We start from the raw sequence: 17,722 nt of genomic DNA on the forward strand, positions 1-17,722 counted from the left end.
GTCGGGCTCCGGGGCGGACCTGCGTACTGATTACTTGGCGATGACTGCCAGCACGTCGCGTGCCGAGAGGATCAGGTACTCCTCGCCGGCGTACTTGATCTCGGTGCCGCCGTACTTGCTGTAGATGACGGTGTCGCCTTCTTTGACGTCGACCGGGATCCGGTTGCCCTTTTCGGTGACACGGCCTTCGCCAACAGCGACGACGGTGCCCTCCTGAGGCTTCTCCTTGGCTGTGTCGGGGATGACCAGACCGGAGGCGGTCGTCGTCTCGGCCTCGTTGGCCTGGACGAGGATCTTGTCCTCGAGCGGCTTGATTTTCACGCTCGCCACGTTGAGCCCTCCATTGTTATGGGGTACGCGTCCGGGGTCGGATCCCCGGACTGCTGTGTTGATACTTCATGTTCAGTGCCCTGTGCTCGTTCCCGTCGTCGCGGGTTCCGGGACCTCACTCAGCGCTGACTAGCACTCTATACACGCGAGTGCCAGCACTCAAGGGCTGGGTGCGCCAGATGCCGGTCGACTCGTTACGCCCGCAGCGAAAACCACGCCGTTGCGCCCCGGACCAGCGTGACGACCTTCTCGGCTAACTCTTCCTAATGGGCCCCGCCTGTCTGCTTCCTCGCCTGCCCCCGCCGCACGGCTGCGAGAAGTAGACGCCCACCGAATGCGATGATCACCAGATTTCCGACCATTTGCACCGACACGACGGCTCGCGCGAAATCCGAGGATGCAGTGATATCGCCGAATCCGACGGTGGAAAACACCGACAGCGTGAAATACAAACTTCCCATTCGTGAAATCGGCTCGTTGAAGTTCTGCGCGGACGACGCAGCTATCAGGTAGTAAGCACTGGAGAACCCGATCAGATAGACCGGTAGGACGGCAGCGAGCGCTTCGACGGCTTGAACTGCCGGGTAGTCGGCGCGAACCACCTTGACCAGCTGCCAGGCACACACGACCACGACCACGGACAGGACCGACACCAGGAAGACAACAGACCCGAGGTCTTCCACACCGGTCATCGGCGCAACGAAATACAACGCGGTCAGCACTACGGTCGTGGCAATAGGCCGAACCAATGCTCGAATCAGAAGTGCGCGCCGGGCCTTGTCGTCCAGCTTCGCGTAGGACCCATCAGTCGCCATTCGTCCACTTTCGCTCAAAGCAGTTCGAGCTCGATGCGTCCTAAGTCATAGGCCCTGATCGAGTGCGGCGTTTCACATTCGGGCAATCCGTTCTGTAACGTTAAGATAACGAGAAGCAATAGTGATGGGTAAAGCCCAGTCACGCCGGTCGAGACCAGCGCCGGCAATTCGAGATCGTCAGCGGCAACACGTCCCCGGACGGTGTCAGCTGCGACAGGCGAGTCGTTGCGAAGACAACGCACAACGGGGCTCGACGAACAACGGGGCTCGACGCACAGCAAGGGGGGAGGGTGGCATGAGGATCGCAATCGGTGTGTCCACCGGAACCGAGGTCGTGTGCGCTGCCCTCGTCGTCGAGGAAGCCGACGGTTCGCGGACGGTCGAATATCGGACGGTGTCCGCGGACAGCGAAGTGAACACCGACACAGGTGACCTGGTCGCATCTGCTGTCGAACTGATGGCCTCGCTGGCCCCTACCCCCGCAGGCGTAGGGGCGCACGCAGACGATCGTCTCGTGCCCGATGCGATCGCGGTGTCGTACCGCACGCAGGCACAAGCCTCATCGATACGTTCGGCCCTCTCGCATACCCGGTGGACAGCGATTCTCGTTCCCGAGCCTGCGGCAGCGTTTGCATTTCTCGACGATTCCGGGCTGATCGGCCGCTATCGGACCGTCACGATCGTCGACGTCGGGGCAACAGGAACGACCGCCTCTGTCGTCGACACCCGATCAGGCGAGCTCCTCGCCGAGGAGCGCACCAAGCACTTCAGTGGTGACGTCGTCAACCGGCTGGTGAAAGCTCTGGTCCACGGCAACGCAGCAGCCGACACCACGGTGCGCGACGATCTGCGCGACGACCGCGGCATCGGGTCCGCGCGCTATCGATCGATCAAGGAACACCTGTCCACGCACGACGCCGCCGAAGTCGGTGATGCCGGCCATGGGGCGACCCTGGACCGTGCCGCATTCGAATCGGCGGTTCGCCCGTATGTGATGAATACAGTGCGCTTCACCGAACGCAATGCAGAACTGAGCTCGTCGCCGCCGGAGGCAGTCGTACTCATCGGCGGCGGCGCCAATATCCCTATCGTCCGCACCGCATTCGGATCCGCACTTGCCCTGCCCGTCGTCGTTCCGACCGAACCCGACACAGTTCTGGCCAAGGGAGCTGCACTACTCGCACTGACCACACATCCAGGCCGATACCCCAAAGTCGGCCACGGTGCAGGAAGCAGTGCTCGATCGATCGGCCGCTTCACCGGAGCGCTCGTCGGCGCGTTGGTGGTCGGTGGAATCGTTGTCGCATACGCGGTGCAAACACTGGTCCCGAGTGACGGACCGTCGGTGTCGCCGGCCGGTTCCGCCGCCCCGACAGCCGAGCTGGTCCTCGATCAGCCTGACTCGGACGGTATAGCGCCGGATCCCGACGTGACTCCCGGCACCAGCACAACGTCCGGGCAGACCGCCAGTTCGACGAGGTCGACAGAACCCACGTCGACTACGGAAAGGCCCTCTGTGACACCGTCGCTGCACCCAGCACCCGACCTGCCGGTCATTCCGTGGCCTGCCCAGCCGCGAGAGACGTCCCCTGCGGCCGGGACGACCACACCGATCCCGACGACCACGATTCCATCCACGACCAACCCCGTGTCCCCTCCCCCGGACGGGTCGACCGAGCTGTCGCCGACCGGTAGCCCAGCTGAATCGGCAACATCGCCGGAGCCGACGCCGGAGACACCGAATTCGACCCCGGACCGAGCGGCGGAAACATCGGCGCGGCCGACGTCACCGGAGGGCGTGCGCACAACCCAGGTAGGCGCCACACCGTCGTCACCGCCCCTGTCGCCACCGGAGACGGTGTGGACGCCCGCACCGACGGCCATCGATGAACCCGAGGAGACGCCCCGGGCAGACTCGACGGATACCGCAGCGCCGCCCGAGGGCTGAACCTACGAGCGCCCCGCGAGAATGCTGGTGGAGACCGGCAATCCCGGGTCCGTCGCGACTCGTAGATCGGACGCGCTCGCCCCGGCCGAGATCAAGTGCGCCCCGAGAGTCGCAATCATGACTCCATTGTCGGTACACAGCCTTGGCTTCGGAATGCGAAGCGTCACACCCGCTGTGGTGCATCGCGATTCGATCATCGAACGGATTCTGGAATTCGCGGTCGCTCCGCCGCCTAGAACGACAGTGTCCACCTGCATATCCTCGGCAGCCCGAAGGGCCTTCATCGTCAGAACATCGGCCACCGACTCCTGGAACGACGCGGCGATGTCGGCGATCGGAATGGCGTCGCCGGCACGCCTCCGCGCCTCGACGAAACGCGCCACGGCCGTCTTGACGCCCGAGAACGAAAAATCGTAGCGCGCGTCACGAGGGCCCGTCATACCGCGGGGGAAGGCTATCGCATTCGGATCTCCTTCGCGCGCAGCATCATCGAGCGCCGGTCCACCTGGGTAGCCGAGGCCGAGCAACCGGGCTACCTTGTCGAACGCTTCCCCCGCAGCGTCGTCGACGGTGGTACCCAGTTCGACGATCGGGGCCCCCAGATCGTCCACATGCAGAAGGTGGGTATGGCCACCGGACACGAGCAGCGCCACACACGGCGGCATCGGCCCGTGCTCGAGGGTGTCGACAGCGACATGCCCACCGAGATGATTGACCGCGTAGAACGGCACTCCCCAAGCCGCTGCGTACGCTTTCGCGGCAGCGACCCCCACCAGCAAAGCACCTGCAAGGCCTGGCCCGATGGTGACGGCGACCGCGTCGGGACGGTCGATGTCGGCAGCGGCAAGCGCCCGCCTCATCGTCGGAACCATTGCTTCGAGGTGTGCACGAGATGCGACCTCCGGAACCACACCGCCGTATCTGGCATGCTCGTCGACGCTCGAAGCGACCTCGTCGGCGAGCAGCTCGCACACACCCGAATCTCGCCAGCGGACGATGCCTACACCGGTCTCGTCGCACGAACTCTCGATACCCATGACGATCATGCCGGTGCACTCGCCCTTCTGTTCGGTCGTTGCATCGTGAAAGCGTCTGCGCCACTTGGCTGGTAGTAGTTTCGGCGGGTACCGACAACGACGAAGCCCTCACGCGCGTACAACTCGATTGCCGGGGTGTTGTCGGTGCGAACTTCTAGAAACACCGATCCACCGTGACAATCGGCTTCGCGCAGAAGCGCGTCGAGCAGCTTGCCACCGATTCCACGCCGATGCGCGGCCGGATCGACACCGATGGTGTGCACCTCGGATTCGGCGGAGTCGCCTCGCCCGAGCAATGCAATTCCGGCATAGCCGAGAAGCGTGCCGCCTTCCCTTGCGGCGAAGTAATGATTGTGCGGCGCAGCGAGTTCGGACAGAAATGCGCGCTCGGTCCACGGACCGTCACCGGGAAACAACACGCTTTCCAACTCGGCGCACCTCGCGGCATCCGCGGTGACCATCGACGTGATCTGCAGCGTCACTTCGCGACCTGCTTCGCGGCTTCGCGTTCGGCAATGGTCTTGGCGTCGGGCCGACGCAGATACAGTGGGATCAACGGCTCCGGCTTTGCGCCGGACGTGAGCGCGTCTCCGACCGCCAGGACGAGGCCCTCCGGTGACGGTGAGTTCACCTCTCGGACTTCGAGTTCGAACAGGGCAGTGTGTGCAGGGGATCCTGCTACTACCGTCGCCGAACCGATGTCGACGAGATCCGCTGCACCCACATCCGGACCAGAGATTCGGGTGCTGTCTCGATATCGCGCCGAGTACACCTCACGACGGCGTGCGTCGGTGACGACGAGCAATTCGGACTCCGATGGCAGCTGTGCAGCAATCGCGTCGAGGCTGCACACCCCATGCACCGGGAGACCCAGTGCATCACCGAAGGCAGCCGCGGTGGCCATTCCGACGCGCAAACCGGTGAAGGGTCCGGGCCCGACACCGACGACGACTGCGTCGAGATCGGCCGGTGCCAGCTCGACCTCGGCCAAACACTCGAGGATGTTGGGAGTGAGAACCTCGGCATGCAACCGGGCGTCGACGACGATGCGTGCCGCGAGAGTCTCCACCGCACCATCGTCGTAACGAACCACTCCTGCGGTCACGGAGGGTGTGGAGGTATCGACGGCGAGAACGAGCACGGTAGCTCAGAGTACCCGCGCGTGAGGTGTCCATTCCACACGGCACGTCCTGCTCAGCGGGCCGCCCCCGAGACGCGACGGACGAGCACACGCCGTTCGTCACTCTCCACGTCACGACGAATGCGCACCGACACGTGACTGTCCACCAGCTTCTCGACCAGTCCTTCACCCCACTCGACCACCACGACCGCGTCGACGAGATCGGAGTCCAGGTCGAGGGCATCGAGCTCGTCCAGCGCGGACTGACCGGTCATGCCCAACCGGTATGCGTCGACGTGGACGAGGGTCACCGCAGGTTTTCCGCCCGGACGCACACCGGGCCGGTGTTCGCGAGCGATGACGAATGTCGGCGAGCTCACCCTCCCGACAACACCCAGACCTGCAGCAATCCCCCTGGTCATCGCCGTCTTGCCCGCACCGAGCGGGCCGTCGAGAATTACCAGATCACCGGCCTGCAAGGTGTGCGCCAGCCGGAAACCGAAGTCCTCGGTGTCCTCCACCGTCGACAACAGAACTTCTCGTCCGTCGACGAATACGTCCGACTCGTCAGACAACGCCCCTCCGGCCCGATCGCTTCTTCGCCTTCAACTGGAGTGCTCGCGTTCCCAGCCGGGTGAGTGCGGCATTGACCTTGTCCGGGAATTCGAGCTGCACCAGATGCCCCGCTTGGCGGATGCGGACCATCTCGGCCGCTGGAAGAGCGTCGGCAAGGGCGACCGAACTGTCGAAGGGAATGATCCAGTCGTCGTCGCCGCAGACCACCGTGGCCGGAATTCGAGCCAGTTCGACCAATGCGTCGCTCTCGTCGTGCAGTTCGAGCGTCTTCAGGAAGTTCACGATGGTGATGACCGAGGTGTCATCGATCATCTGCTGTGAGAAGTCCACTAGCCTCGGGCTCACCCGGGTACCGTACGACGCTGCCCGCAACACCGGAGCGATCAACTTCTTGGCGGCGCCCCGGCCGAACTGCACCACTCCGGGCGACGTCCGCACCGCCAACCTGAACGCGTCGACGACTGGGTTGTCGAGGCTGCGCCCGAGCCCGGTTTCTGCGAGTCCCGCGGCCGTCGTGGAAATGAGTGCGACACCGATAACCCGCTCACGCACAACGTCCGGCTTCTGCCGCGTCATCGACAAAATCGTCATCCCGCCCATCGAATGCCCGATCAGGATCAAGTGACCTCGCGGAGTGACGCTTCGGATGACGGCATCGAGATCAAGGCCGAGTTGCTCGATCGTGCAACTCTCTGGAGAAGGCGTTCCAGACCGGCCGTGTCCACGTTGGTCGTAGAACACCATTCGGACCTTCGATCCCCACTCCTGCTCCAGCGCTTGGCGCTGAAAGTGCCAGGAGGACATACGGAGGCAGTACCCGTGGACGAAGATCGCCGTGACCGGGGCGTCCGACGGCCCAACTTCCCGAACCGCGAGCGGCACCCCGTCGTCCGCGACCACAATGGACCCGCGATCGGCGTCCATGAGCTCCAGATTCTCCGTTGCCATCGGATCCTTGTTCGAACGAAGGACGGTCTCGCGCAATGCAATCCCGACGCTGTTCAGGATTCCCAGGCTGCCCAGCAGATTCACGTCGAGGCCTCCTCTGGTGTCTGCAGTACCGTGCCGGCCGGGTGCTCGACAGCAGGAATGTATGCGCGGCGCGTGCGCCCACCGATTCCGGTGACGACCTCGTAGTGAATCGTGTCGAGTGAATCCGCCCATTCCTGGGCGAGCGGCTCGCCGTCCACACCCGATCCGAACAGCACCGCAGTATCACCTTCCTGGACACCGCCGCCGTCGGGACCGAGGTCGACCACGAACTGATCCATGCAAACCCGTCCGACGGACGGGAATCGGCGTCCGCCGATAGCGACGTCGAAGCGACCGCTCAAGCTCCGAGTCACACCGTCGGCGTACCCCATCGGAATCAACCCGAGGACAGTGTCGCGGGGCGTCGTCCACGTATGCCCGTACGACACGCTCTGTCCTGCCGACACGCGTTTCACGAGGGCTACGTACGCAGACACTGTCATCGCGGGCTTCAGACCGAACTGCCCAAGTTCGGGGATCGGCGACAGGCCGTATGCGGCGATTCCAGGTCGAATCATGTCGAAACGAAGATCATGCCTGGTCAGAGCGGCGGCCGAATTCGCGAGGTGCACGATCTCCGGACGCACCCCGGCCGACGCGGCCGACGCGACGCTGTCCTGCAGAACCTTGGCTTGACGGTCGTTCGCAGGATGGTCAGGGACATCGGCACACGCCAAGTGCGAGAACACTGCGCGCAACCGCACCGACTCGTCGGCGATCGTGCGACCGAGAAGTGCCAGGACGTCGCCGAACTCATCGGACGCGACACCGTTACGGTTCAGACCGGTATCGATCTTCAGCGTGACGACGGCAGTACGGTGCGTACGCACGGCGGCTGCTGCCACCGCAGCCAACTGCGCCTTCGAAGACACACCGATTTCGATTCCCTCGGTGATGGCCGGTGCGAAGTCGGTGTCCGATCGATGTAGCCACGACAGGATCGGAGCCGTGATCCCGGCCTGTCGAAGCGCAATGGCCTCACCCACCGTCGTCACTCCCAGCTCGGTCGCGCCCGCTGCGAGAGCAGTGCGCGCGACTGCGAGGGCACCGTGGTTGTAGGCGTCCGCTTTCACCACGACCATGGTCGCGGCATCTCCAGCATGTTCCCGGAGCACACGCACATTGTGGGCGATTGCTCCGAGGTCGATCGTTGCCGTCGAGCCGGCACCGGTATCGGGGCCACTCATCTCAGCAGCCCTTACGTTCTTCACAACAATCGATAGTGCCACCCGGTGCCGAATAAAGCGCATTCGGCACTGGAAAAACTGCCCTGACCACTGCTCGCGCGTTTGTTGTCCCCGCGATGCCAACTACACTCTCGGGAACGCATCATTCTTGGGAACGCATCACGACCGCGGGAAACGCTCAGACCGCACCCGAACGCACAATTCTGATCGCCTCCGGGACCGCCGCAAGCAAAGGGCCTGCGGAGATAGGAGCAGCCAGCTCGCCACCGGATCCATAGGCGGCCGTTGCGGCCGCGAGCGAATGAACACGCGTTCCGCACGCAGTGGCAGTCAGCAGGTCCAACCCCGAGGCGACGAGTGCCCCGAGCAACCCGGACAGCACGTCACCGGAACCAGCCGTAGACGCAGCCGAGCCACCGGCGTCGCTCACCAGCACTCGGCCGTCCCGGTCCGCGATCACCGTTGCGCGTCCCTTGAGCAACACGGCCACACCCCACTCCGACGCGAGAGTGCGGACCGATTGCACGCGATCCGGACCCGGAGCAGAGCCGGTCAGTCGTTCGAACTCGCCCGCGTGCGGTGTCAGCAACGTGGGAGCAGTTCGCTCGCGAACCGAGTCCGGCGAGGAAGCGAGGATCGTCAGCGCGTCGGCGTCGACGACGACAGGAAGGTCGGAGCCGAGTACGTCCATCAGCCGCGCCCTGGACTCCTCCCCCGTACCGAATCCGGGACCGATGACCCAGGCCTGCACCCGCCCCGCTGCGTCGAGATCCCTCGCAGCCACGACCTCCGGGTAGCGCCGAACGACTTCGGTGGCGGCGCTACCGACGTAGCGGACCATGCCGGACGTCGCCGCTACCGCCGCACCGGTGCACAGCAACGCAGCTCCGGGATACCGGTCGCTGCCTGCGAGCACACCCACCACACCCTGTGAGTACTTGTCGTCCTCCGCTGTGGGCATCGGCCACACCGAGCCGACGTCGAACGGTGACAGCGACTCGAAGAACGGCGCCTCGATCGACAGGCCGATGTCGACGAGTTCGACTCTGCCGCAGTAAGGTACAGCCAAAACGTGTGCTGGCTTGCGGGCGCCGAACGCAACCGTGACCTGTGCACGCACAGCCGCCCCGACCACCGCGCCGGTGACCGGGTCGACGCCGCTGGGGATGTCGGCCGCAACGATCGGAGCTCTGATCGCCGCGACGAGGGCCGCTGCGTCGGGGCGAAGCGCACCCTGCCCGGAGATCCCGACGATCGCATCGATCACTACGTCCGGGGCTCCCGGTGACGCCACCACCCGCCCGCCCGCGCGTCGGAACGCAGCGAGGCCATCAGGATGAGCTCGTTCCGGATTCAGGAGCACGGCGGTGACGGCCGCACCCCGACGCCGCAGCAATGCTCCCGCCCACAGGCCGTCGCCGCCGTTGTCACCAGAACCGACGAGGACGCACACCTCACGGCCGAACACGCCGCCTGTTCGATGGTGCAACTCGGCAGCCACCACAGTGGCCAATCCGTGTGCAGCCCTGCGCATCAGCACTCCGGCGGGCAACGACTCGAGCAGTGGCCGCTCGGCCTCGCGGACCTGATCGGGGGTGTAGTAACTCCTCAACGCTGTCCTCCTCCGCTATGGCCCAGCCGACCGGGTCGCTCCGCTCCAGCCGACCCGGGTCGCTCCGCTCCAGCCGACCCGGGTCGCTCCGCTCCAGTGGCATGGTTGAGTGTCCTGCAGTGCACTTAACCGTGCCACTGCGGCGGAGCCGCCACCAAGGCCACTGCGGCGGAGCCGCCCAGAGTTACTGCAGCGGAGCCGCTACTCAACCGTGACCGACTTTGCCAGGTTTCGCGGCTTGTCGACGTCGTAGCCCCGGGTCTGCGCAACCTCGGCGGCGAAGACCTGGAGCGGAACCGTGGAGAGCAGCGGCTGCAGCAGGGTCGGGGCCGCCGGGATCTCGATCAGATGGTCGGCGAACGGCCGCACCGTCTCGTCGCCTTCTTCAGCGATGACGACGGTCCGTGCCCCGCGCGCCTGGATCTCTCGAATGTTGCTGAGCAGTTTCGAATGCAGCACCGCACGACCCTTCGGCGACGGCATCACAACGATGACCGGCAGGCCGTCCTCGATCAACGCGATCGGACCATGCTTGAGCTCGCCGGCGGCGAAGCCCTCGGCATGCATGTAGGCGAGTTCCTTGAGCTTGAGCGCACCTTCGAGAGCTACGGGATAGCCGACGTGGCGACCGAGGAAGAGAATCGTCGGTGACGTCGCGAGTTCGCGTGCGAGTTCGCGCACCGGCTCGACCGAATCCAGAACGCGCTGAACCAGTTTCGGCATCGCTTCCAGATCCGCGAATTCCCGTGCGACCTCGTCGGGGTACTTGGTGCCACGGGCCTGCGCCAGCGCCAGACCGACCAGGTAGTTGGCAGTCACCTGCGCAAGAAAAGCCTTGGTCGACGCGACGCCGATCTCCGGGCCGGTCCGCGTGTACAACACCGCGTCGGCCTCGCGAGGAATCTGCGAACCATTGGTGTTGCAGACCGCGAGTACCTTCGCGTTCTGCTCTTTTGCGTGTCGCACTGCCTCCAGCGTGTCCGCAGTTTCACCGGATTGCGAGATTGCCACGACGAGGGTCGACCGATCGAGAACCGGATCGCGGTACCGAAATTCGCTGGCCAGTTCGACCTCGACAGGAAGACGCGTCCAGTGCTCGATCGCATACTTCGCGAGCAGACCGGAGTGGTACGAACTGCCGCAGGCTACGACGAAGATCTTGTCGACGTCCCGCAGTTCCTGATCCGAGAGTCGCTGTTCGTCCAACACGATCCGACGGTTCTCGAAGTGCCCGAGGAGCGTGTCGGCGATGGCCGTCGGCTGCTCCTGGATCTCCTTGAGCATGAAGTAGTCGTAACCGCCCTTTTCGGCGGCCGCGAGGTCCCAGTCGATGTGGAACGGGCGGCCCGACGCCTCGTTGCCGTCGAAGTCGGTGATCTCGTAGCCGCTCGAGGTAATGACGACCACCTGATCCTGGCCGAGCTCGACAGCCTCACGGGTGTGCTCGATGAACGCCGCGACGTCCGAACCGAGGAACATCTCGCCGTCGCCGACGCCGACCACGAGTGGCGTGGATCGACGTGCCGCAACGATGGTGTCGGCGTGATCGGAGTGAGTGAACACCAGGGTGAAGGCGCCTTCGAGCCGCCGCAGAACTGCTTTCGCGCTTGCGACGAAGTCACCCTTGGTCTCGCCGGTGTCGTAGGCGCGTGACACCAGGTGCACGGCGACCTCGGTGTCGGTGTCGCTGGAGAATTCGATGCCCTCGGCTTCGAGTTCTGCCCGCAGTGGACCGAAGTTCTCGATGATGCCGTTGTGGACCACCGCCACCGAACCCGACGCGTCGCGGTGCGGGTGGGCATTGCGATCCGTCGGTCGGCCGTGCGTCGCCCAGCGGGTGTGCCCCATGCCCGCGGTACCCACGAACTTGTCGGCGCCGACCTCGTCGAGTTCGGCTTCGAGATTGGCCAGACGACCCGCTTTGCGCTCGACGGCGGTACGACCGGATCCGTCGAGAATCGCGATGCCCGCGGAGTCATAGCCCCTGTATTCCATTCGCCGAAGCGCCTCGATCACTACGCCCAGAGCCGGGCGGTGACCGACGTATCCCACGATTCCGCACATGGTGACTGAGGGTACCCGCCCCTCGGGCGCCCCCATACCTGCCTCGCGCCCACTCGATCCGATAGCGTTGCGACTGTGGCGACACCAAAGAAGCTCGCAGCTCTTCTCGGCAAACGTGGACCGCACAAGGTGCTACGCGGCAACCTTGCGCTCGCCGGCCAGCCCGGCATCGTGTTCACGCCTGCTAACGGCTACAACCTGCCCGCCGTCGCATTCGGCCACGGTTGGCTGCTCGGCGCCGAGCGGTACGAGAACACGCTGAAGCATCTGGCGTCGTGGGGCATAGTCGCCGCAGCGCCCGACACCGAACGCGGGCTACTCAGCTCACACCGCGGTCTCGCGGCCGATTTGGCCACAACGCTCGATATCGTCACCGGCGTTCGCCTCGGAACGGGCGATATCAGTGTTCACCCCGACAAGCTTGCGATAGCTGGGCACGGGATGGGGGCGAGCGTCGCAGTGTTGGCCGCCGCAGCCCGTACCGACGTGAAGGCAGTCGCCGCACTGTATCCAGCGCCCTCGTCGCCGAGCGCAGAAGAGGCCGCGCAGACCCTGTCGATACCCGGCCTCGTTCTCGGCGACCCCGCGTTGACCGACTCACTCAACGACAACACTCTCTCGCTCGCCGGAGCATTGGGGGGACCCTCGACCTTCCGTCGGCTGGCGAAAGGTACGTCCGACGGGATCGTCGAAGGGCGGCGACTGCTGAGCCCATTGGGTGTCGGCGGCACCGAGAGGGCGACGGTCCGCACGACCCGGATCCTCCTCACCGCCTTTCTACTGTTCCACCTCACCGGCGACAAGGACTACGAGGGTCTGGCCGGCTCGGCGGAGTTGAAGAACACACGGGTCGTCGATCCGCACGCTCCGATCGAGGATCAGCCGAAGCCGAGTCCGATTTCCGCTGTCCGCGCCGTGATCGGTCGCTGACCCGGGGCCGAGCGTCACACCAGCCAAGTCGTCGGCGCGGGGTCGTGCGGGGCTTCCGCCGCCGATCCTCGACGCGCTCTCGTGTCCAGGTTGGCCGGAATCAGGTACGAAAGAGGTTCACGCTCGGCCTCGTCTGTGGGCACGTCGGGTGCGGACGAGTCCTGTTTCGGAGCGAGCGTGGACCGAACCGCCTCCTCGTAGCGCCTTCCGGCTGCTGCAATCGAGTCTCGATAGTCAGCGCCGATCCGGTCCATACGGCCGGCCCACCACCGATCGGGTCCCTCCGCACCGACCCTCACAGCGGGCCCGCCTCGGTGAGCTGAGCACCCGAGAGGACAGCCTCGTGCTCAGGTGGTGGTTCGGGTTGAGCGTTCCCGGCATCCTCAGCAGGCACAGCGTCCTCAGCAGGCACAGCGTCATCTGGGACCACTCCTTCGGTGGGCACGGCATCCGGAGGTGGCAACGTGACCTCAGCGGGCCCAGTTGGTACTTCGGGTGTCTCGGCCACCTGTGCGACGTCGGCGGCGGGCACGGTGTGCGTCGGCCCGTCGACCTGCTCGACGACCGGTAGCCCGAACGGTCCTGGTCTCAGTTCGAAGCGACGGTTGGCGCCGTCCGGGCTTCCGAGATCCAGGGCGACGATCCCGTTGTGAGCCAAGGAGAGTCGTGCACTGTGTCCATCGAACGCAGCTTCGAGGTGCCCGCGTTCGGCATCGCCGTCGATGATCGGTGCAGGTACACCCGTCGGAGATGGCGCTACGGGCGAAGCTGGCGCTGCGGGTGGGGATGCCGGTGGTGGATCCGCAGGAGTCGCCTGCGGGGGCGCCGACGTGTGCGGACCGGACTGCGATTCGGCGGGTAATCCCTCCTGCTGGATGCGCGGTTCGGCGGACTCGCCCAGACGTCCGATCACATCCCCGAGTACTGCTTTCAACTGCTCGGTCATGTCGTGTCCGACCCGTTCGATCGCAGCAATGACCTCCACACCGCTGGGTAGTTCGCCGAACATCGATTTCATGGCCGGTAGCAGCGACTCCACAGCCGGTGGGAGATCGGTCGATGCAGGCATCGGTGCGCCTGATGCAGGCAGTGAGCTACCGAGTTGGGGCTGCCCCGCGCTCGATACCCCTTCGCCCGAGGCGGTCGATTGTGGTGCGACCGCGAGGGTGTCGGGCACCAACGGTGGAACCCGCGCGCCATCACTGCCACCCATACCGCCCGCTCCACCGCCTCCATCAACCGTCGGGAATGCCCGGGTGTCGATCGATTCGGCAACCTCGGCCACCGTGGACAGGTAGTCGCGTACGGCCCCGTCGATCGACTCGCATATGTCGACCAGGTGCTTACAGGCCGCCGTCACGAGTGGAGCAAATATGGTTCGAAGCCACTCGTCGCATACACCTTTGGCGTGGATCAGCGTGGCTTCGGGTGACAGTGAGACGGGGTTGGGCGCCAAGGAGGCAGGTAGAGCATTCGGTACGTCGGCTGGGATCGGTGCAACGACGGCAGGGAGGAACGGCGACACGTGTGCGATCCAAGCCGATGCCGAGCCCCAGGCCATGGACTCGCCCGGATCGAGAGTGGCCAGGAGATCGATGGTCACGACGACATCGAGGGGCTTTCCGTCCACCAGCCCCCACCCGGACACCCCCTTCCCCGCCGGGGCGAATTGGCCGATCTCGATGGCCTTGCGCTCGACTGCCCCGCGAATCCCGTCCACTGCCGCAGCCATGGCCAGCGAGAGTTGGTTGGCTCCTTCGGCGCGTTGACTGCCGATCGTACGGTCGGACCGAACGTCGGCGAGGACCGCTTCACCTGTGGCGCCTACCCACGACGCCGCAAGCGTGCGCGCCAGCCCATCCTGGTGGTCCACCTCGGCTCGTGCGGCCACGACGCTGGCGGTGAGCAGCCGCGCGTCCTCTTCGAGAATACCGAGATCGAGACCACGTTGCTGGTCGTAGCGCGCACACAGACCTGGGTACGTCCAGGACGAATCGGAGGTTATTCGATGCAGAATGGGAAGGTAATTCTCGAAGTACACAAGTCCCACCGCACCAGAGTCGAGGATGGCGTCGATGCTGCGGTCGGTGGGGCTCATCGCGCTCCCCCTTGATACTCGATCGACTGGGCCGCAGCCCTGTCCGTGTCCTGATACGAGGCAAGACTTGCCCGCAATCGGACCGTGTTGTCCTTGCTCGCCACGTCCCACTGACGAAAACTCGACTCGACCCCGTCATACCCTGCAGCGATTCGAGCGCCGACGTCGCCGTAGTTCCGTCCCGCCTTCTGGGCGCCGAACGCCAGCGTCGCGACCTGTGCGGCAATGTTGCCGATCGCCTCGGCCGACTGCTCGAACCCAGTAGCCACCTGTGCGACCGCCGCGACATCGATCTCCATCTCCGCCATTCCCCCAACTACCTCGAACCAGCGGAACGAAAGTCGCTCCTGTCATGTTCGACGCAGCCCGGCGGGAAACGGTTCCTGGTACTGCAGGTAACGTCCGAGATCAAGAACTCGGGTCGCGGGATCGACGCCTGCGGAACGACCACGAAAATGTGATCTCACCTGCAAGGAGTCCCATGCACATCGGAACCATGCTCAACTATTCAGGCGGATTCAACGAGACGGTTGCAGAAGTCGCGCAGCTCGAACAGGCAGGCCTCGACATCATCTTCGTCCCCGAGGCGTACTCGTTCGACGCTGTGAGCCAACTCGGATTTCTCGCGGCCAAGACGTCGACGATCAAGATCGCGTCGGGAATCTTCCAGATCTACACCCGCACTCCGTCGCTGACGGCAATGACCGCGGCCGGTTTGGACTACGTGTCCGACGGCCGATTCGTTCTCGGCCTCGGCGCTTCCGGACCGCAGGTCGTCGAGGGGTTCCACGGCGTCAAGTACGACGCTCCGATTGCCCGCACCCGCGAAGTGATCGAGATCTGCCGCCAGGTGTGGCGTCGGGAGAAGGTCGAACACCAGGGCAAGTACTACCAGATTCCGCTGCCTGCCGAAAAGGGCACTGGCCTCGGAAAGCCACTCAAGCTCATCAACCACCCTGTACGCGACCGGATCCCGGTCGTCATTGCCGCGCTCGGCCCCAAGAACGTCGAGCTCACCGCGGAAATTGCCGAGGGGTGGCAGCCGATCTTCTACTTCCCCGAGAAGGCCGACAAGGTGTGGGGTGACGCCCTCGCGGCGGGCAAGGCCAAGCGTGATCCATCGCTCGGCGACCTGCAGGTGTTCGCGAGCCCGACGCTCGCCATCGGAGACGACGCCGAAAAGTACCTGCCGTGGGTCAAGCCGCATCTCGCGCTGTACATCGGCGGCATGGGCGCCAAGGGCAAGAACTTCTACAACGATCTCGCGCAGCGCTACGGCTACGAAGCGGAGGCCGAGAAGATCCAGGACCTGTACCTGGCCGGAAAGAAGGAGGAGGCTGCCGCAGCCGTCCCCGACGAGCTGGTGCGTGCAGTCAACCTGATCGGTCCGGAAAGCTACGTCAAGGAACGTGTCGCAGCGTTCGCCGAGGCCGGTGTCACGACGTTGAACGTCGCACCACTGGCCGAGAACACCGCAGGTCGCGTGGCGCAGTTGACCGCGCTACGCAACCTGACCGCCTGAGACGTCAGACCTGCCCGACCCGGCTCGCCAGATCCTCGGCGAGCCGGCGGGCCAGGTCCGGCTCGGCCGCCTCGACCATCACCCGAACGAGCTGCTCGGTACCGCTGGGACGCAACAACACTCGGCCGGTATCGCCCAGCACCCGTTCGACCTCGGCAACACCGTCCAGCACCGACGGCGCGGCGGCGACCGCGCCCTTGTCCGAGACCTTGACGTTGATCAAGACCTGCGGCAATGTCGTCATCACCGACGCGAGCTCCGCGAGCGACCGACCCGTCGACGCCATCCGACCCATGACGAGAAGCGCCGTCAACACACCGTCGCCCGTCGTTCCGTATTTCGGCACCACCACGTGGCCACTCTGCTCGCCGCCGAGAGCGTAGCCACCGCTGCGCAGCTCTTCGAGAACGTACCTGTCCCCGACCGCTGCTGTGCGGATAGCGATACCCTCGGCGCGCATCGCAATGTGCAAGCCGAGATTGCTCATGACGGTTGCTACCAGCGTGTTGTCGGTCAGCGAACCGGATTCCTTCATCCCGACGGCGAGAACAGCCATGATGGCGTCGCCGTCGACGATTGCGCCCGCGGCGTCGACCGCAAGGCATCGGTCGGCATCGCCGTCGTGTGCGATACCGAGATCCGCGCCGTGCTCGACCACAGCTTTCTGCAGGTCTCCCATATGGGTCGATCCACAGCCGTCGTTGATATTGAGGCCGTCGGGCTGGCTGTTGATCGCGACAACCGTCGCACCGGCCGCGGTGTAGATGTCGGGGGCAACCGCTGAAGCCGCCCCGTGCGCACAGTCGACGACAACGGTCAGTCCATCCAGACGAGTGGACAGCGCGCCGCCTACATGTGCGACGTACCGTTCGACTGCGTCGACGGCCGTACGAACTCTGCCGATCTCGGCACCGACCGGTGCGTCACCCGTCGTGCCGTCGGCGATGAACGATTCGATTCGTTCCTCGACATCGTCATCGAGCTTGTGACCCCCGGCAGCAAAGATCTTGATTCCGTTGTCCGGCATGGGGTTGTGCGAAGCCGAGATCATGACCCCGAGGGCAGCACCGTACTCGGCGGTGAGGAATGCGACTGCGGGCGTAGGTAACACGCCGACGTCGACGACATCTACACCGGACGCGGTGAGCCCTGCAGTGACTGCGGCGGCCAGCATCTCCCCACTGGCCCGCGGATCCCGGCCCACGACTGCCATTGGCCGATCGCCCGCAGAACCAGGCGCCAGTACCGCAGCGGAAGCCTTGGCCACCTTCAGTGCCAATTCCGGAGTCAACAGACCATTGGCCAGTCCCCGTACGCCGTCGGTACCGAACAGTCGAGTCATGCGAACCCGTCCCCCTTCGCCGGAAAAAATAGTGGAGCAGCTGAGACAAACGCCGCGAGGGCAGGCATCCGGTACATCTGGACGCCTGCCCTCGCGGGTAGATCTGTGA

17 protein-coding genes are annotated in these 17,722 nt (G+C 65.0%); 3 read left to right on the forward strand and 14 right to left on the reverse strand.

Annotation, left to right across the window (positions count from 1 at the left end; all coding sequences use genetic code 11):
• Window positions 1-30: 30 nt before the first annotated feature.
• Window positions 31-330 (reverse strand): co-chaperone GroES, encoded by a 300-nt coding sequence (gene groES / locus WDS16_RS13695; RefSeq protein WP_008718149.1) that lies wholly within the window; start codon window positions 328-330, stop codon window positions 31-33.
• 263 nt (window positions 331-593) lie between these two features.
• Window positions 594-1,145 carry a potassium channel family protein gene (locus WDS16_RS13700; RefSeq protein WP_338893170.1) on the reverse strand — a complete coding sequence of 184 codons (552 nt, stop codon included), beginning with the start codon at window positions 1,143-1,145 and terminating at the stop codon, window positions 594-596.
• Window positions 1,146-1,440: 295 nt separating this feature from the next.
• On the opposite strand from WDS16_RS13700, the gene WDS16_RS13705 reads away from it, so the two are divergent.
• Window positions 1,441-3,093 carry an Hsp70 family protein gene (locus WDS16_RS13705; protein WP_338893171.1) on the forward strand — a complete coding sequence of 551 codons (1,653 nt, stop codon included), beginning with the start codon at window positions 1,441-1,443 and terminating at the stop codon, window positions 3,091-3,093.
• A gap of 2 nt (window positions 3,094-3,095) precedes the next feature.
• Here WDS16_RS13705 and tsaD read toward each other — a convergent pair whose 3' ends face one another.
• The 8 genes from tsaD to glmS form a co-directional block, all read right to left on the reverse strand.
• Complete coding sequence (tsaD, locus tag WDS16_RS13710; RefSeq protein ID WP_338893172.1) at window positions 3,096-4,139, reverse strand: tRNA (adenosine(37)-N6)-threonylcarbamoyltransferase complex transferase subunit TsaD; 1,044 nt, start codon at window positions 4,137-4,139, stop codon at window positions 3,096-3,098.
• Window positions 4,136-4,591: a ribosomal protein S18-alanine N-acetyltransferase gene (rimI, locus tag WDS16_RS13715; protein ID WP_338893429.1), complete on the reverse strand. Its 456-nt coding sequence runs from the start codon at window positions 4,589-4,591 to the stop codon at window positions 4,136-4,138. Before rimI ends, tsaD begins: the two co-directional genes overlap by 4 nt.
• Window positions 4,592-4,608: 17 nt before the next feature.
• Window positions 4,609-5,271 (reverse strand): tRNA (adenosine(37)-N6)-threonylcarbamoyltransferase complex dimerization subunit type 1 TsaB, encoded by a 663-nt coding sequence (gene tsaB / locus WDS16_RS13720; RefSeq protein ID WP_338893173.1) that lies wholly within the window; start codon window positions 5,269-5,271, stop codon window positions 4,609-4,611.
• A gap of 53 nt (window positions 5,272-5,324) precedes the next feature.
• Window positions 5,325-5,825, reverse strand: coding sequence for a tRNA (adenosine(37)-N6)-threonylcarbamoyltransferase complex ATPase subunit type 1 TsaE (gene tsaE / locus WDS16_RS13725; protein WP_338893174.1), 501 nt, complete (start codon window positions 5,823-5,825; stop codon window positions 5,325-5,327).
• Window positions 5,818-6,858: an alpha/beta fold hydrolase gene (locus WDS16_RS13730; protein ID WP_422395798.1), complete on the reverse strand. Its 1,041-nt coding sequence runs from the start codon at window positions 6,856-6,858 to the stop codon at window positions 5,818-5,820. Before WDS16_RS13730 ends, tsaE begins: the two co-directional genes overlap by 8 nt.
• On the reverse strand, window positions 6,855-8,045 hold the full coding sequence (gene alr / locus WDS16_RS13735; protein ID WP_338893175.1) for an alanine racemase: 1,191 nt from the start codon (window positions 8,043-8,045) through the stop codon (window positions 6,855-6,857). The genes WDS16_RS13730 and alr overlap by 4 nt, the downstream gene beginning before the upstream one ends.
• A gap of 178 nt (window positions 8,046-8,223) precedes the next feature.
• Window positions 8,224-9,657, reverse strand: coding sequence for an NAD(P)H-hydrate dehydratase (locus WDS16_RS13740; RefSeq protein ID WP_338893176.1), 1,434 nt, complete (start codon window positions 9,655-9,657; stop codon window positions 8,224-8,226).
• Window positions 9,658-9,858: 201 nt separating this feature from the next.
• A complete protein-coding gene (glmS, locus tag WDS16_RS13745) occupies window positions 9,859-11,721 on the reverse strand; it encodes a glutamine--fructose-6-phosphate transaminase (isomerizing) (RefSeq protein WP_338893177.1) in 1,863 nt (620 codons plus the stop codon).
• A gap of 75 nt (window positions 11,722-11,796) precedes the next feature.
• Between glmS and WDS16_RS13750 the strand changes: the two genes are divergently transcribed.
• Window positions 11,797-12,651 carry a dienelactone hydrolase family protein gene (locus tag WDS16_RS13750; protein WP_338893178.1) on the forward strand — a complete coding sequence of 285 codons (855 nt, stop codon included), beginning with the start codon at window positions 11,797-11,799 and terminating at the stop codon, window positions 12,649-12,651.
• A gap of 14 nt (window positions 12,652-12,665) precedes the next feature.
• On the opposite strand, the gene WDS16_RS13755 is transcribed toward WDS16_RS13750, so the two are convergent.
• The 3 genes from WDS16_RS13755 to WDS16_RS13765 are packed head-to-tail and all read right to left on the reverse strand — an operon-like array spanning window position 12,666 to window position 15,057.
• Window positions 12,666-12,950, reverse strand: coding sequence for a hypothetical protein (locus WDS16_RS13755; RefSeq protein WP_338893179.1), 285 nt, complete (start codon window positions 12,948-12,950; stop codon window positions 12,666-12,668).
• Window positions 12,947-14,749 carry a hypothetical protein gene (locus WDS16_RS13760; protein ID WP_338893180.1) on the reverse strand — a complete coding sequence of 601 codons (1,803 nt, stop codon included), beginning with the start codon at window positions 14,747-14,749 and terminating at the stop codon, window positions 12,947-12,949. The genes WDS16_RS13755 and WDS16_RS13760 overlap by 4 nt, the downstream gene beginning before the upstream one ends.
• The gene (locus WDS16_RS13765; RefSeq protein ID WP_338893181.1) at window positions 14,746-15,057 is read right to left on the reverse strand and encodes a hypothetical protein; all 312 of its coding nucleotides are present in this window, start codon (window positions 15,055-15,057) and stop codon (window positions 14,746-14,748) included. Before WDS16_RS13765 ends, WDS16_RS13760 begins: the two co-directional genes overlap by 4 nt.
• 173 nt (window positions 15,058-15,230) lie before the next feature.
• Here WDS16_RS13765 and WDS16_RS13770 point away from each other — a divergent pair, with 173 nt between their 5' ends.
• Window positions 15,231-16,271, forward strand: a complete 1,041-nt coding sequence (locus tag WDS16_RS13770) for an LLM class F420-dependent oxidoreductase (RefSeq protein ID WP_338893182.1) — start codon at window positions 15,231-15,233, stop codon at window positions 16,269-16,271.
• 4 nt (window positions 16,272-16,275) lie between these two features.
• Here the strand turns inward: WDS16_RS13770 and glmM are convergent, their stop codons facing one another.
• Window positions 16,276-17,613, reverse strand: a complete 1,338-nt coding sequence (gene glmM / locus WDS16_RS13775; RefSeq protein WP_338893183.1) for a phosphoglucosamine mutase — start codon at window positions 17,611-17,613, stop codon at window positions 16,276-16,278.
• Window positions 17,614-17,722 lie beyond the last annotated feature (109 nt).

Source organism: Rhodococcus sovatensis (assembly GCF_037327425.1).
Classification (GTDB): Bacteria; Actinomycetota; Actinomycetes; order Mycobacteriales; family Mycobacteriaceae; genus Rhodococcoides; species Rhodococcoides sovatense.

Bases quoted from the DNA above. Each gene is read 5' to 3' on its own strand.
- WDS16_RS13705 (WP_338893171.1), top strand. From the start codon at position 1,441: ATGAGGATCGCAATCGGTGTGTCCACCGGAACCGAGGTCGTGTGCGCT.
- WDS16_RS13765 (WP_338893181.1), bottom strand. From the start codon at position 15,057: ATGGCGGAGATGGAGATCGATGTCGCGGCGGTCGCACAGGTGGCTACT.
- WDS16_RS13770 (WP_338893182.1), top strand. From the start codon at position 15,231: ATGCACATCGGAACCATGCTCAACTATTCAGGCGGATTCAACGAGACG.
- tsaD (WP_338893172.1), bottom strand. From the start codon at position 4,139: ATGATCGTCATGGGTATCGAGAGTTCGTGCGACGAGACCGGTGTAGGC.
- glmM (WP_338893183.1), bottom strand. From the start codon at position 17,613: ATGACTCGACTGTTCGGTACCGACGGCGTACGGGGACTGGCCAATGGT.
- WDS16_RS13700 (WP_338893170.1), bottom strand. From the start codon at position 1,145: ATGGCGACTGATGGGTCCTACGCGAAGCTGGACGACAAGGCCCGGCGC.
- WDS16_RS13760 (WP_338893180.1), bottom strand. From the start codon at position 14,749: ATGAGCCCCACCGACCGCAGCATCGACGCCATCCTCGACTCTGGTGCG.
- alr (WP_338893175.1), bottom strand. From the start codon at position 8,045: ATGAGTGGCCCCGATACCGGTGCCGGCTCGACGGCAACGATCGACCTC.
- glmS (WP_338893177.1), bottom strand. From the start codon at position 11,721: ATGTGCGGAATCGTGGGATACGTCGGTCACCGCCCGGCTCTGGGCGTA.
- rimI (WP_338893429.1), bottom strand. From the start codon at position 4,591: ATGGTCACCGCGGATGCCGCGAGGTGCGCCGAGTTGGAAAGCGTGTTG.